Genomic DNA, 14,938 nt, shown 5'->3' on the forward strand with positions numbered 1-14,938 from the left:
CGGCGTGGCGGATGACGGCGGTGCCTACCTCGGCAGGATGCGGATCCTCGATGCGAAACCGGTGAACCTCGACGGGTTCAGCGTGACCAATCCGGATCTGGGCTTGGTCGCGATGCGCAGCCCGCACGATCCGGAACCGTCGCTGGTACTGCGTGACGGCCAGGTCATCGAGATGGACGGCAAGGCTGCCGCGGACTTCGACGTGATCGACGAGTTCATCGCTCGCTACGGCCTCGACCTCGGCGTCGCGCCCGAGGCCATGGCGATGTCCGACGCCGAACTGGCCCGCAAGACCGTCGACCTCAACGTGCCTCGCGCCGAGGTGGTCCGGCTGATCGGCGGCACGACGCCGGCCAAACTCGCGAGGGTCATCGCCGTACTGACGCCCGTCGAGATGCAGATGGCGATGGCCAAGATGCGGGTCCGGCGTACCCCCAGCAACCAGGCCCACGTCACCAACCAGCTCGACGATCCCATACTGATCGCGGCCGACGCGGCGAGCGCGGTGGCCTACGGGTTCCGCGAGGTCGAGACGACGGTGCCGGTGCTCGGGGATGCGTCCTCGAATGCCGTTGCGTTGCTGATCGGTTCGCAGGTGGGGACACCGGGAGCGATGGCGCAGTGCGCGATCGAGGAGGCGCTGGAGCTGCGGCTCGGTATGCGCGGGCTGACCAGCTATGCCGAGACCATTTCCATCTACGGCACCGAGCAGGTGTTCGTCGACGGCGACGACACCCCGTTCTCGAAGGCGATCCTGACGAGCGCCTACGCGTCGCGCGGACTCAAGATGCGGGTCACCAGCGGCGGCGGCGCCGAGGTGCTGATGGGCGCGGCCGAGAAGTGCTCGATCCTGTACCTGGAATCGCGCTGCGTGTCGCTGGCCCGGGCGCTGGGTTCGCAGGGCGTGCAGAACGGCGGCATCGACGGGGTCGGTGTGGTGGCCTCGGTGCCCGAGGGCATGAAGGAGCTGCTCGCCGAGAACCTGATGGTGATGATGCGGGACCTGGAGTCGTGCGCGGGCAACGACAACCTGATCTCCGAGTCCGACATCCGCCGCAGCGCGCACACCCTGCCGGTGCTGCTGGCCGGCGCGGATTTCATCTTTTCCGGGTTCGGCTCGATCCCGCGCTACGACAACGCGTTCGCGCTGTCCAACTTCAACTCCGACGACATGGACGATTTCCTGGTCCTGCAACGGGATTGGGGTGCCGACGGCGGCCTGCGGACGGTGTCGGCCGAGCACCTGGCCGCGGTCCGCAGAAGGGCGGCGACGGCCGTGCAGGCGGTGTACCGCGACCTGGGCTTGGCGGACTTCGACGACAGTCACATCGAGGATGTGGTGGTCGCCAACGGGTCACGCGATCTGCCGCCCGGCGATCCGAAGGCCGTCGCGGAGGCGGCCAACGCCATCGAGGCCAAGCAGCTCACGGTGTTCGACGTGATCGCCTCGCTGAAGCGCACCGGTTACGACGACGAGGCCGAGGCCATCATGCGGCTCACGTCCGAGCGCCTGCGCGGCGACCAGCTGCAGACGTCGGCGATCTTCGACGAGCAGTTCCGGGTGCTGTCCAAGATCACCGACCCGAACGATTACACCGGTCCCGGAACGGGTTACACGCTGACCGACGAGCGCCGCGCCGAGATCGACAACATCCGCCAGCAGCGCAACGGCACCGAGCTCACCGCCGACCAGACCGAGCATGCGGGCCATATCAGCGTCACCGATCTCGAACCGGCCCGCCAGGGCAGCGATCCGCGCGAGGTGGTCATCGGGTTGTCCCCGGCGCTGGGACGCAGTGTGTGGCTGAGCCTGTGCGGCCTGCCGATCGGCGAGGTGATCCGTCAACTGTCCGCCGGGCTGGAGGAGGAGGGGTGTGTGCCGCGGTTCGTCCGGGTGCGCTCGACCATCGACGTCGGCCTGATCGGCCTGACCGCGGCCAAGCTGTCCGGTTCGGGGATCGGAATCGGACTGCAGGGCAAGGGCACTGCGCTCATCCACCGCCGTGACCTGGCGCCGCTGGCCAACCTGGAGCTGTTCAGCGTGGCCCCGCTGTTGACGGCGCGTAACTATCGGGAACTGGGCCGCAACGCGGCCCGCCACGCCAAGGGCATGGCTCCGGTGCCGATCCTGACCGGGGGCACCGACGAGTCGATCTCGGCGCGCTACCACGCCCGCGCGGTGGCCCTGGTCGCCTTGGAACGTGAGGCCAGCGAGCCGGGCCAGGCACCCGTCACGGTGGAGGTGACGCGGAAATGACGGACAAGTTCGCCCGGACTTTTTCAGTGCAGGCCGCCGTCGACGGCAAGCTCGACCTGTCGGATCTGCGGATGGACCCGGCGGCGCTGGCCCACCAGGCCGTGGTCGCCGAGGAGAACGGCAATCCCCAGCTCGCCGAGAACTTCCTGCGCGCAGCCGAATTGGCCACCATCGGCGACGAAGAGGTGATGGGCCTGTACGAGGCGCTGCGCCCGCACCGTTCCACGGCGGCCGAACTCGACGCGTTGCAGGCGTCCCTGGAAAATCGCGGTGCCGCGCGCTGTGCGGAACTGGTGCGACAGGCCGCCACGGTGTACGCCCGGCGGGGATTGTTGCGGTGACTTCCAGCGGCCGTGTTGTCGCCGGGATCGACGTCGGTAACCACACCACCGAGATCGTCTTGGCCCGCATCGTCGATGGCGAGGTGCAACCGCTGAGCCACGGCCAGGCACCGACCCGGGGCCGCAAGGGATCCCGGGACTCGCTGGAAGGGGCGGCGGCGCTGCTGCACCGCATCGAGGTCGACGCGGGGGCACGGGCCGACGAATTGGCGCTCTCGGCGATCCGTCCGGTCGACACCGAAACCGCGCCACTGGCCCCGGCCCCGTCGCCGCGCTCACCGGTGCGCAGCTTGCGCAAGCCCGATTCCAGCACCCCGGCCGGTACCGGGTATGCGGTCGGCCGGCACGTCCCGCTGAGCGATCTCGTTTCTGACCCCCGGACCGGCCCGGTGATCGTCTCGGTGGACGGCGACACCGATTTCGAGGTCGCCGCGGCTGCGATCACCGACGCGGTGTCCCGGGGCTGGACGATCGAGGGCGTACTGGCCGCCCAGGACGATGCGGTGTTGATCCGCAACCGGATTCCGCTCGACATTCCCGTGGTCGACGAGGTGACCCTCGACGGGTTGGCGTCCGGAGCGCTCGTCGCGGTGGAGGTGGTGGCCGAGGGGCGCGCCTACCGGGCGCTGGCTGATCCGATCGCGCTGTGTGCGGCATTGGAACTCGGTCCCGAGCAGATCCACGACGTCGCCGAATTCACCAGGGAGCTCGCGGATTCGCCGGCCATCGCCGTGACGGCGCGTACCGAGGCGCCGGAACCGCCCGCGGTGGACGACGACTACATCGAATTCAGCATCAACGGAACGCTGGTCAGGTACTCGCCTGCGCAGGCCCACGCCATCCTGCGGCGCGAACCACCTGGCAGCGTGGTGCGGATCCGGTTGCGTTCCATCCCGACTGCCGATCATGAGATCGCCGTCGACGACGCCTTTTTCACCGACCTGGCCGCACTGGACAGCGGAACGTGGCTGCGCCGTGGTGTGGCCGACGCACGTGGCACGGTGGTGGCCCTGCTGGCGGCCGATCACGTCGAGGATGCCGCGACGACACTTTCCGAGCTGACGGGGCGCCCGGCTCGCACGATCTCTACCGAGCCGGAGGCCGCGGCACGGGGTGCACGGACAACGCCAGGGCTGCCGCCGGATTCGGTGGTGTGCGACATCGGTGGCGGCACCATCGATCTGATCGGTCCGGAACGTACGGTCACGGCGGCGGGCGCGGGGGAGACCATCACCGTCGCGGTGGCGCGCATGCTGAACATCCCTCGGGCGCTGGCCGAACGGGTGAAGCGCACCCCGGCGATCCGGGTCGAAGGCCCGCACGTCGCGCACGAGGAGGACGGGCGGCGGTTGTTCCTCGACGCACCCGCCCCGGCCGACGCGATCGGCAGACTGTGCACCCGCGGCACTGTCGGGCTGGTGCCGTTCTCCACCAAACTCGCTGCCGAGGAATGGCGCAGCCTACGGCTGGCGATCAAGCAGGAGACCGTCGCGGCCAACATCGCCCGCTGCCTGGCCGCGTTCGAGAAACCCCCGACCGCCCTGGTGCTGGCCGGCGGCGGAGCGCTCGACGACGAACTGCTGCGCACGGTCGGCGAATCCCTGCGCGGCGTCGGGGTCGTGGTGGGGCGGGCCAACATCGACGGTGTGCACGGCCCGCGGTTCGCGGTGGCGTCCGGGCTGGTGCATCTGTGCGCCACCGCTTCGCGGAGCTGACGGGGCGGCCTCAGAACGGGAGTTCCACACTGCCATTCGTGGTGTAGACCTCGTCATGGTTGGAATCGACGTAGCCCTGCGGGTAGGGCAGGTAGGGATTGGTGCCGTAGGGGACCAGGGGATCGGTGCCGCTCATCGGCGTGGGTGTGGGTGCGGGTGCGGCTGCGGCGATCGGGGCCATGGCGAGCGCCCCGCCGATCGCGGCGGCGGCCAGTGCGGTGGCGGCGAACTTCATCGGGTTCTTCATGAACCAATCCTGTCGCCTGGGCACCTCGGCGTCGTCGCTGCTGACACCCATCTCGCAGGTAGGGCTAGCCGGTAGCCCGCAGGAAGTCTCCGGAGATCTTCACCGCGGGCGTCGACGAGTCACCGCCCACCACCAGGGTGGCGAACGCGATGTCACCGGCGATCCCGGCGAACCATCCGTGCGAGTGCGTGTTGTCGCCGAACTCGGCGGTTCCGGTCTTGCCGCCGAGATCGGGGATATCGCTCAATTGGCTTGCGGTGCCCTCGGTCACGGTCTTGCGCATCATGTCGCGCAGCGCCCCGGTGATGCCGGCCGGCAGTGTCTCCGAGGGGGTGTCGGCGGTCACCTTGTCGCCGTCGACCAGGGTGGGCAGGATCGTCGACCCGTGCGCCAGGCTGGCCTCGGCGACCGCGAGGCCGAACGGGCTGACCGTCACGGTGCCCTGGCCGATTCCGTTCTCCACCCGCTGGGCCGCGGTGTCCGCGTTGGGAACCCGACCGGTCACCGTGGTGAGCCCAGGGATGGTGAAGTCGACTCCGATGCCGAACGCACGGGCGGTCTTGGTCAGCGCATCGGCGGGAAGTTTGTCCGACAGCGCCGCCATGCTGGTGTTGCACGAATGGGAGAACGCCGACGCCAACGGAACTGTGCCCAGGTCGAAGTCGTCGTCGTTGGGAATGGTGCGGTTCTCGATCGTCAACCGGCCGGGGCAGGCCACTGGGGTGTCCGGGGTCGCCAGGTTGGCCTCCAGCGCGGCTGCGGTGGTGATGGTCTTGAACGTCGAACCCGGCGGATAGAGGCCCGAAAAGGCAATGGCGCCTTGCGGATCTGCGGCGGTGTTCTGCGCGGCGGCCAGGATGCCGCCCGTCGACCCGGAGATCGCGACGACCACGGCGGGCCGGGCTTCCTGGGCGACCGCCTGCTGCGCCAGCAGTTGCAGCCGCAGGTCCAGCGTGGTGCGCATCGGGTCCGTCGGCGCGGGTGGTTGTGCGGTCAGCCGCTGAGCGGCTGCGCCCTTCCCGTCGACCAGATAGACCGACCACCCGGCGGCTTTGGTGATCCGGTCGTGCCACAGCTGGGCCAAACCGCTGATGGCGGGTGAGGACAACTGGCGGTCGGTCGTCAGCAGCTCACCCTGCTCGGTCACCGTGACGCCCGGAACCTGGGTCAGCTGGTCGCGCACCGATGTGAGGTCGTCCTCGCGCAGCTTCATCACCGTCACCCGGTCATCGGTGTTCGACGCGAACTGCGCGCCGATGGATTCAGCGGTGGTGGTGGCATCGAAGGGGGCCAGCAGCGCGGCCAGCGGGGCGGCCGAATCCAGATGCGTGCGGTCCAGGGAGATCACGCCGACGGTCTGCCACGTCATCAACGGCTGACCGCTCCGGTCCAGCACCGGGGTCTGCAGGTCGCTGTCGGTGCTGTACTGAAACTTCAAGCCGTCCCGCATATCCGGGTGCAACAGCGTCGGCGCCCAGGAGATCCGCCAGTCGTCGCCGGTCTTCGTCGCGGTGCCGGTGGCGTCGTAGGTGAAGTCGTGGCCCTCACCCCAGGACCACTGATACTTCAGTGTCGCACCGGACTCGTCGCCGTCCTCGGTCTCGGCGCCGACCTTGACCGAGGCGGCGTCGCCCATGCCGTCGAACATCGACTTGATCGCGGGCTCGGCGGCGGCCGGGTCGGTGGTCTGTGCGGCTGCTGCGCCGGCATCTTTGCGCTGCAGGGCATCGGCGAAGGCGGCGAAGCGGTCAGCAGGGTCGGGAGACGAGGAACATCCCACGATCGGGAGAAACAGGCACAGCAGAAAGAGCAAGGCGCGCCATCGAGTCATGCTCCCAGCATGACATCAGCGAGTCAGGCGGCCTTGTCGGTGTCTGACCCGTGGTCTGACTCGTGTTTGGGCTTGGCCTCGCGCCTGGGCTTCGGCTTGAACGCGTCTTTGACGTTCTTCGCCACGTCCGACACAGCGTTGCGCACCTCGTCGCGACGTTGCGCCGGGGTGCGCTTGACCGGCTTCTTGGGGACGTCGGCCTCGTCGTTCGTCTCGTCCTTCGGTTCGACGGTCTTGGGGGCGATCTTGGGTACGTCGTTCTTCGCCGCGGTGCGGTCGGTGGGCCCCGAGGTCGTCGAAGGTGCTGCGGTGGAAGGCAATCCGTCCTTGAAGTTGTCGGCACCTTCCTGGATGGCACCGGGCAGCGCGTTGACGGTTTCGATGATGCGTTTCGGCGGGGTGATCAACGAGAAGCGGGTCGGCGTGGCGGGATCGGAGTAGTCCCGGTCGGTGTAGCCCATGTCGACGGCGAGCTTGAGCGTCGGCTCGATCGCGCCGAGCACCGGTTCGGTGAACGCCGTGGCGTTGAGGGCGGTGGAGAAGTCGCGGAACGGCTGCAGCAGGGGCAGGTGCTCGGTCTTGACCAGGATGTAGGTGTCCGTGCCGCCACCGGTCGTGCTGACCGGTGTCACGATGACCGCGTCCGGATCGTTGAGGTCGGCGGCGTCCGGGGTCGGATCGCCGTGCAGGTAGATGAACCCGGCGGCGGCATTGGCCAGTGACAACGGGTTGGCATAGGCCGGGAAGTCACCGACGGGGTCGTACTCGATGGTGATGAAGGTTTCGTCGTACGGCGACTGCTCGGCCGCGCCGGTGCTGGTGAACCCGAGAAGGCCGAGCGGCCCCAGATCCGGGAATCGGGCGTAGATGCCGCCGTTGGGAACCGTCGGCGACGCGATGTAGACGAACTTCAGCGTGTCGGTGCCCTGGCTGCCGTTGGCGTCGAGTTCGCGCTTGTACTTCTCGGCGACGATGGTCCCCTCGGAGTAACTGACGATATAGATCGTCCCGTCGGCACCGACCCCGGTGCGGGCGGTGTTCACCTGGTCGATCAGCGGTTGGCGACCGTCGGCCACACTCGTGTCGATCGGCAGCGTGGCCGAATAGTGGACCGGGTAGTACCGACCGTCCGCCGGCCCGGCGTACCCGCCGTTGTACGGCACGTAATCGCCGCCGAACTTGTTCGGGATCCGCGCACCCAAAGTGTCGTCTTTCCCGCCCACACCGACCACGGCGACGCTGCCCGGCAGGGTGGCGGCCAGTGCGTCGGCGACATGCCCGAAGGTGAGTACCGCGGCCATACCTGCTGTGGCTCCGGCCACCGCGGCAGCGGACGAACGCGCGCGCTTTCGGTGATTGGCCACGGTGCACCTCCGGTCGTCTGATTCAAAACGACTGAGAACGGAGTGTGGGCCCGGGTTCAGTCCGGGCCCACACTATGTCAGAGATTTGCTGGATGTGCGGTTTTTGTTACGGGCAGGCCACCTCGAGCTCGAAAGACTTGGTCACCGGGTTCATTCCGTCCACACCGGTCGCGTCGCCCTTGATCGTGTACTTGTTGCCATCCTTGGTTGCTTCGGCGCTGCCGCCGGGCACTCCTGGGGTGTAGCCGAGGCTCACGCCGTCGATGTTCCCCAGGGCCACAGCGGTCACCGACGGCTGGTCGCCCTCGCTGAGCGTGGCGCTGACCGCGGACATGCCCTGCCCGACGGTCAGGCTGACGTTGCCCGCGACCGTGGCGCACACGACCGTGCCCTCGACCTTGTGGTCCTTGCCGTCGATGTTGACCCGGGCGGTGCCCGCGCCGGTTGCCGCCGTGGCGTCTCCGGCCTCGACAGAGGCGGAGGGCGACGCTGTCGCGGTGGCCTTCGTCTCGCTGGAGGTGTCTTTCTTGTCGCTCGACGAACAGCCAGACAGGCCTGCGACGACGATCGCGGCGCCGCCGACGGCTACCAGGAACTCACGCTTCACCACTGCTCTCCTCACGGTTGCGCAGCCCGTCGCAAGTGGCGGACTGTCAGGCAGAAGTATTCGGGTTCGTGCAGGTCGTGGGCGTGGATTTGGGCGAATTGTCCGTAGCCGCGAGCGTGCGCTCGTAAGTTCGGCACCATGCAGATACTGCGCACGCCCGATGCCCGCTTCGGTGAGTTACCTGAATTCCCTTACTCGCCAGAGTATTCCGATGTCGACGACGGCGACGGTGGCCGGCTTCGGGTGGCCTGGGTGCAGGCCGGGCCGCCGGATGCCGACCCGATCCTGTTGTTGCATGGGGAACCATCCTGGTCGTTTCTCTACCGGCGGATGATTCCGATCCTGGCCGCGGCGGGGCACCGCGTCGTCTGTCCGGACCTGGTCGGCTTCGGCCGGTCGGACAAACCCACCCGCATCGAGGACCACAGTTACGCCCGGCACGTCGAGTGGATGCGCGCGCTTGCCTTCGACGTCCTCGACCTGCGGCGGGTGACGCTGGTCGGTCAGGACTGGGGCGGCCTGATCGGGTTGCGCCTGGCGGCCGAGCACCCGGACCGGTTCGCCGGCATCGTCGTGGCGAACACGGGGCTGCCGACCGGTGATATTCCGATGCCCGAGATCTGGTGGCAGTTCCGCACGGCCATCCAGAACCTGCCCACGATCGACGTCGGCAGGTTCGTGGCCTCGGGTTGCCGTCGTCCGGTCAGCGATGAGGTCCGCGCGGCCTACGATGCGCCGTTCCCTGACGACGCCTACTGCGCGGGCCCCCGGGCGATGCCGGGCCTGGTGCCCACCACCCCCGACGACCCGGCCTCGGCCGCGAACCGTTCAGCGTGGAAGGTGTTGTCGGCCAGCCGGACTCCGATGCTGGTGGCATTCGGTGACAGTGATCCGATCACCGGCGGCATGGCACCCATCTTCAAGCGGGAGATGCGCGGCGCGCAGGGGATCGACCATCCGGTGATCCGCGATGCCGGTCATTTCCTGCAAGAGGATGCCGGCGAGGAACTGGCCGAGGCGATCGTCGAGTTCCTCGCCGACCGTCCGACTACGGGCAGGTGACCGCGATGTCGAACGGCATGTCCACCGGCGCGGTCGGTTCGTTGGGGTCGATGCCCATGCCGGTGCCCGTGACGGTGTAGCCCTTGCCGTCGCGCGCGGCCACCACCGGGACGCCCGACAGGCCGGAGAGATAGGTCAGCGACGCACCCTCGCCGTTCACGTCGCCGATGTTCACCGATTGCACCACCGGGGCCTCGCCGTCGGTCAGCACCACGGAGGCCGGCATCTTGCCCTTGATGCCGATCGTGGTCAGCCCGTCCTTGGTCTCGCAGCTGACGCTGCTGACCGGACCGGCGTCATTGGGACCGAAGGTGACCCGGCCCTGGCCGGACTTCCCTGAAGAACCCGACTCCTGCGACGAGCATCCGGCGACTGCGGCCAGACACACGGCAAATCCGGTGGCAATGACAATGGGGCGGCTCATGACCAAATTCACGTCCGCAGTATGGTCGCGTCCGCCCCCGTGACGGAAATCGGACGCGCATCCGGTTGAATACGTGGTGTGGACCAGCCGTATTTCACCGTGGAGGCCGAGTTGCCCGGCCGATTCGGCCGGGTCGGGACCATTCACACTCCGCACGGCGATATCCACACCCCGGCGTTCATCGCGGTCGGCACCGCGGCCACCGTGAAATCGGTGCTTCCCGAGACCATGAAAGAGCTTGGCGCCCAAGCGGTCCTGGCCAACGCCTATCACCTGTACCTGCAGCCGGGCCCGGACGTCGTGGCCGAGGCCGGCGGGCTCGGGGCCTTCATGAACTGGCCCGGCCCGACGTTCACCGACAGCGGCGGCTTCCAGGTGATGTCGCTGGGCGTCGGGTTCAAGAAGGTCCTGGCCATGGACACCGAGCGGCTGCAGACCGACGACATCATCGCCAAGGGCAAGGAACGGCTGGCCGTCGTGGACGACGACGGCGTCACCTTCCGCTCGCATCTGGACGGCTCGAAACACCGGTTCACCCCGGAAGTCTCGATCGGCATCCAGAACAAGCTGGGCGCCGACATCATCTTCGCGTTCGACGAGCTCACCACGCTGGTCAACACCCGCTCCTACCAGGAAAGCTCGGTGCAGCGCACGCACGAGTGGGCGGTGCGGTGCCTGGCCGAGCATCACCGGCTGCAGGGTTTGTCACCGGAGCGGCCGCGGCAGGCGCTGTTCGGCGTGGTGCAGGGCGCCCAGTACGAGGACCTGCGCAGGCAGGCCGCGAGCGGGCTGGCCTCGATCGGGCAGGAGGCCGGGCCGGCCGAGGGGCTGAGCTTCGACGGCTACGGCATCGGCGGTGCGCTGGAGAAGCAGAACCTGGCCACCATCGTCGGCTGGGTCAGCAGTGAACTGCCCGCGGACAAGCCCCGGCACCTGCTCGGGATCAGCGAGCCGGACGACCTGTTCGACGCGGTGGCCGCCGGGGCCGACACCTTCGACTGCGTTTCGCCGTCGCGGGTGGCGCGCAACGCGGCGGTGTACTCGGCGACCGGGCGGTTCAACATCACCGGGGCCCGGTACAAGCGGGATTTCACCCCGATCGATGCCGAATGCGACTGCTACACCTGCGCCAATTACTCACGCGCCTACATCCGGCACCTGTTCAAGGCCAAGGAGATGCTGTCGGCGACGCTGTGCACGATCCACAACGAGCGGTTCGTGATCCGGCTGGTCGACCAGATCCGGGCCTCGATCGTGGCCGGTGAGTTCGATGAGCTGCGGGCGCACGTGCTGGGGCGGTACTACGGAGTGCCCATCAGCTGAACTGCCGCTTCTTCTACGCGTGCACAATAAGAAGATGGCGACCGTCACCGACGATCAGGCCCCGCAGGCCCTGCTGATGCAGCTGCTCGACCCGGCCTGCCGGCCGATCCCTACCCGTCGTACAACCGGATCCGCGAGCTCGGGCCGCTGCACCTGCCCGAGTCGAATCTCACGGTGTTCTCGTCGTTCGCCGACTGCGACGAGGTGCTGCGGCATCCGTCAACCCGCAGCGACCGGACCAACTCCACCATCACGCAGCGGCAGCTGGAGTCCGAGTCCGGCCCCCGCCCCCGCGGCCCGGCGAGCTTCCTGTTCCTCGACCCGCCCGATCACACCCGGCTGCGCAGGCTGGTCAGCAAGGCCTTCGTGCCGAAGGTGGTCAAGGCCCTCGAACCCGACATCGCCGCGCTGGTGGACGGATTGCTGGACGAGGTCGAGCGTCGTGGGGATTTAGACGTCATCGCCGACCTGGCCTACCCGCTTCCGGTGGCGGTGATCTGCCGACTGCTCGGCGTGCCGGTCGAGGACGAGCCGAAGTTCAGTCACGCCTCGGGCCTGCTGGCCGCATCGCTGGACCCGTTCCTGGCCCTGACCGGCCACACCTCGGATCTGTTCGATGAGCAGATGAAGGCCGGGATATGGCTGAACGACTACTTGCGTGACCTCATCGACCTCCGCCGCAGCGCCCCCGGTGAGGACCTGATGTCGGCGCTGATCGCGGTCGAGGAATCCGGGGACCAGCTCACCGAGGACGAGATCGTCGCGACGTGCAATCTGTTGCTCATCGCCGGACATGAGACGACGGTCAACCTGATCGCCAACGCGACGCTGGCGATGCTGCGTCATCCGGCCGAGTGGGCGGGACTCGGTGCGGACGCATCCCGGGTCGCCGCCATCATCGAAGAGACCATGCGGTACGACCCGCCGGTGCAACTGGTGGGCCGAATTGCCGGTGAAGACATGACCATTGGTGACATCACGGTCCCGGCCGGGGACACCATGCTGTTGCTGCTGGCCGCCGCACACCGCGACCCGGCGGCCAATGAGCGGCCCGAGGAGTTCGACCCGGCCCGCGAGAGTATCCGGCATATCGGGTTCGGCAAGGGTGCACATTTCTGCCTCGGCGCACCGCTGGCCCGGTTGGAGGCCTCGGTGGCGCTGTCGGCGGCCACCGCACGGTTCCCGAACGCCCGCCTGGCTGCCGACCCGGTGTACAAGGCGAACCTGACCCTGCGGGGGATGTCGACGCTATCCGTGGCGATTTAGGCCATCAGTTGCGGAATCAGCTTCGATAGCCGCTAACTTCGACGAAAATCGCAATCTGCAGGTACGGTTCTTCCGCATGCGGATTCTGTTGGTGGGTGCGGGCGGCGTCGGCTCGGCGTTCTGTGCGATCGCGGCACGACGTGATTTCTTCGAGCGGATCGTGGTGTGCGACTACGACGAGGCCCGGGCCGCCACGGCGGTCGAGGAGGTCGGCGACCCCAGGTTCAGCGCCGCCCAGGTCGACGCCGGCTCGGCCGACGCCGTCGCCGGACTGGTGCGCCAACACGGCATCACCCACGTGATGAACGCCGTCGATCCCCGATTCGTGATGCCGATCTTCAACGGCGCCCTGGCCGGTGGGGCCGACTATCTCGACATGGCGATGAGCCTGTCGCATCGTCATCCCGACAAGCCCTACGAGCTCACCGGGGTCAAGCTCGGTGACGAGCAGTTCGCGGTGGCCGACGATTGGCAGGCCGCGGGCAGATTGGCCCTGGTAGGCATCGGAGTGGAGCCCGGCCTCTCGGATGTGTTCGCGCGCTACGCCGCCGACCACCTGTTCTCCGAGATCGACGAACTGGGCACCCGTGACGGGTCCAACCTCACCGTCGACGGATACGACTTCGCGCCGTCGTTCTCGATCTGGACCACGATCGAGGAGTGTCTGAACCCGCCGGTCATCTGGGAGACTGGCCGCGGCTGGTTTGTCACCGAACCGTTCAGTGAGCCAGAGGTTTTCGACTTTCCCGAGGGTATCGGCCCGGTCGAATGCGTCAACGTCGAGCACGAGGAGGTGCTGTTGATGCCACGCTGGGTGGACTGCAAGCGTGCGACGTTCAAGTACGGCCTCGGCACCGAGTTCATCGATGTGCTCAAGGCCTTGCACAAGGTGGGGCTGGACCGCACCGACAAGGTCACCGTCGGCCCGGTCCAGGTCAGCCCCCGCGATGTGGTCGCGGCGTGCCTGCCCAACCCGGCCACCCTCGGCCCGCAGATGCACGGCAAGACCTGCGCGGGGTTGTGGGTGACCGGTACCGGCAAGGACGGTAACCCGCGCTCGACGTACCTGTACCACGTCGTCGACAACCAATGGTCGATGGCCGAGTATGGCCATCAGTGCGTGGTGTGGCAGACGGCGATCAATCCCGTTGTGGCACTGGAACTTCTGGCCAACGGAACCTGGAGCGGCACCGGCGTGCTGGGCCCGGAGGCGTTCGACGCGGTGCCGTTCCTCGATCTGTTGAAGGATTACGGCTCGCCGTGGGGCATCAAGGAACTCGCACCGTAGCCCGCCGGCTCACTTCGCAACGGTCGGCGGCAGTGAGCAGTATCGCAAGCACGATCGCCGCGGCGGTGACGGCCGCGGTCACCGGCCAGCCCAGCCATCCGACGGCGGCCGCGCCGAATGCGGTTCCCAGGCTGCCGCCCACGAAGTACACCACCATGTAGGCGCTGTTGAACTGCGCGGGCGCGTCCGGGTCGATCGCCAGAACCGTGCTCTGATTGGCTACTTGGGCAGCGAACAGCCCCGCGTCGAACACGGCCAGGCAGACGAGGGTGGCCGCGGGATTGGACAGGCACCCGCCGAGGGCGACCGCGCCCAGGGCGGCGATGACCAGTCCGGTCATCATGACTCGTCGTGCGCCCACGCGGTCGGTCCACACCCCCGCGATGCGGGTGGCGACGATGCCCAGCAGGCCGGCGAGGGCGTACAGGCCGATCCGTTCGGCCGAGTAGGAGTACGGCGGCTGTGCCAGCGCGACGGCGAGGCCGGCCCACACCGCGCAGAACGCGAAGAACCAGAGCGCGCCGCGCAGCGCGGCGATGCGCAACGCCGGAAATCGCAGGTACAGGCCAGGCAGACCGCGCAGCGTCGCCAGATAGCCGCTCGTGGCCGAGCCGGCTGTGGTGGGCAGGGCCCGCAGCGAGACGAGGGCGGCGACGGTGCAGGCGATGGCGAACACGAGCAGGCCGCCCCGCCAGCCCGCCACGTCCGTCAGCCAGCCACCGGCGATCCGGCCACCGATGATCCCCGCCGAAATGCCCGCTGTCACAACTCCCAGCGCGGTTGCCCGGCGGCCGTCCGCGACGAAACGTGCAGTGGTCGAACTCAACTGCGCGCCGACGGTGGAACAGGCGCCGATCACTCCGACGGTGAGCCCCAGGATCCACAGGGAGCCGGCGGCGGCATTGGCCGCCAAGGCCACGGCCAACGCGCCGAACTGCGCCGCGAGGACGTGATTCGGCGGAAACCGGTCGACGAGCGGCACCAGTATCGCGAGCCCCAGTAGGTAGCCGACGGGACCGCATGCCAGCGCCATACCGACCTGGGCGACCGAGATGTCAAGACTGTCAGCGACATCGGATATCGCCGGTTGCAGTGGGTAGATGGCGGCGGTGCCGACGGCTGCGGCAATCGCCATGAACCACACGGTGATTCGGCGCATTTCGGGCTGCGGTGTCATGAGTGTGACGTTATGAGCGCCTGTGCCGGCGTGCTG

At 68.1% G+C, this 14,938-nt stretch carries 12 protein-coding genes and 1 pseudogene; 7 read left to right on the forward strand and 6 right to left on the reverse strand.

The window, feature by feature from the left end; genetic code table 11:
- Positions 1-37 precede the first annotated feature (37 nt).
- Genes ACNQVK_RS06745 through ACNQVK_RS06755 form a run of 3 tightly spaced genes read left to right on the forward strand, consistent with a single transcriptional unit; the run spans position 38 to position 4,313 of the window.
- A complete protein-coding gene (locus ACNQVK_RS06745) occupies positions 38-2,257 on the forward strand; it encodes a propanediol/glycerol family dehydratase large subunit (protein ID WP_418034008.1) in 2,220 nt (739 codons plus the stop codon).
- Positions 2,254-2,598, forward strand: coding sequence for a diol dehydratase small subunit (locus tag ACNQVK_RS06750; RefSeq protein WP_418028906.1), 345 nt, complete (start codon positions 2,254-2,256; stop codon positions 2,596-2,598). Before ACNQVK_RS06745 ends, ACNQVK_RS06750 begins: the two co-directional genes overlap by 4 nt.
- The gene (locus ACNQVK_RS06755) at positions 2,595-4,313 is read left to right on the forward strand and encodes a diol dehydratase reactivase ATPase-like domain-containing protein (protein WP_418028907.1); all 1,719 of its coding nucleotides are present in this window, start codon (positions 2,595-2,597) and stop codon (positions 4,311-4,313) included. Before ACNQVK_RS06750 ends, ACNQVK_RS06755 begins: the two co-directional genes overlap by 4 nt.
- A 10-nt stretch (positions 4,314-4,323) precedes the next feature.
- Here ACNQVK_RS06755 and ACNQVK_RS06760 read toward each other — a convergent pair whose 3' ends face one another.
- From ACNQVK_RS06760 to ACNQVK_RS06775, 4 genes are all read right to left on the reverse strand, one after another.
- Complete coding sequence (locus ACNQVK_RS06760) at positions 4,324-4,560, reverse strand: hypothetical protein (protein WP_418028908.1); 237 nt, start codon at positions 4,558-4,560, stop codon at positions 4,324-4,326.
- A gap of 64 nt (positions 4,561-4,624) precedes the next feature.
- A complete protein-coding gene (locus tag ACNQVK_RS06765; protein WP_418028909.1) occupies positions 4,625-6,391 on the reverse strand; it encodes a penicillin-binding transpeptidase domain-containing protein in 1,767 nt (588 codons plus the stop codon).
- Between the two features lie 23 nt (positions 6,392-6,414).
- Positions 6,415-7,755, reverse strand: coding sequence for a PE-PPE domain-containing protein (locus tag ACNQVK_RS06770; protein WP_418028910.1), 1,341 nt, complete (start codon positions 7,753-7,755; stop codon positions 6,415-6,417).
- Between the two features lie 106 nt (positions 7,756-7,861).
- The gene (locus tag ACNQVK_RS06775) at positions 7,862-8,362 is read right to left on the reverse strand and encodes a lipoprotein LpqH (protein WP_044518937.1); all 501 of its coding nucleotides are present in this window, start codon (positions 8,360-8,362) and stop codon (positions 7,862-7,864) included.
- Positions 8,363-8,500: 138 nt separating this feature from the next.
- Here ACNQVK_RS06775 and ACNQVK_RS06780 point away from each other — a divergent pair, with 138 nt between their 5' ends.
- Positions 8,501-9,424 carry a haloalkane dehalogenase gene (locus ACNQVK_RS06780; protein WP_418028911.1) on the forward strand — a complete coding sequence of 308 codons (924 nt, stop codon included), beginning with the start codon at positions 8,501-8,503 and terminating at the stop codon, positions 9,422-9,424.
- Here ACNQVK_RS06780 and ACNQVK_RS06785 read toward each other — a convergent pair.
- Positions 9,411-9,848, reverse strand: coding sequence for a lipoprotein LpqH (locus ACNQVK_RS06785; RefSeq protein WP_418028912.1), 438 nt, complete (start codon positions 9,846-9,848; stop codon positions 9,411-9,413). The genes ACNQVK_RS06780 and ACNQVK_RS06785 overlap by 14 nt on opposite strands.
- Positions 9,849-9,926: 78 nt before the next feature.
- On the opposite strand from ACNQVK_RS06785, the gene tgt reads away from it, so the two are divergent.
- The 3 genes and pseudogenes from tgt (at position 9,927) to ACNQVK_RS06800 (ending at position 13,725) form a co-directional block, all read left to right on the forward strand.
- Positions 9,927-11,171, forward strand: a complete 1,245-nt coding sequence (gene tgt / locus ACNQVK_RS06790; protein WP_418028913.1) for a tRNA guanosine(34) transglycosylase Tgt — start codon at positions 9,927-9,929, stop codon at positions 11,169-11,171.
- Positions 11,172-11,205: 34 nt separating this feature from the next.
- Positions 11,206-12,437 (forward strand): annotated as a pseudogene (locus tag ACNQVK_RS06795) (cytochrome P450).
- A 76-nt stretch (positions 12,438-12,513) separates the two neighbouring features.
- A complete protein-coding gene (locus ACNQVK_RS06800) occupies positions 12,514-13,725 on the forward strand; it encodes a saccharopine dehydrogenase family protein (protein WP_418028914.1) in 1,212 nt (403 codons plus the stop codon).
- Here ACNQVK_RS06800 and ACNQVK_RS06805 read toward each other — a convergent pair.
- Positions 13,706-14,902: an MFS transporter gene (locus tag ACNQVK_RS06805; RefSeq protein ID WP_418028915.1), complete on the reverse strand. Its 1,197-nt coding sequence runs from the start codon at positions 14,900-14,902 to the stop codon at positions 13,706-13,708. The two genes, ACNQVK_RS06800 and ACNQVK_RS06805, sit on opposite strands and share 20 nt — an antisense overlap.
- Between the last annotated feature and the right edge of the window lie 36 nt (positions 14,903-14,938).

This window comes from Mycobacterium sp. 134 (assembly GCF_048282715.1).
GTDB lineage: Bacteria > Actinomycetota > Actinomycetes > Mycobacteriales > Mycobacteriaceae > Mycobacterium > Mycobacterium septicum.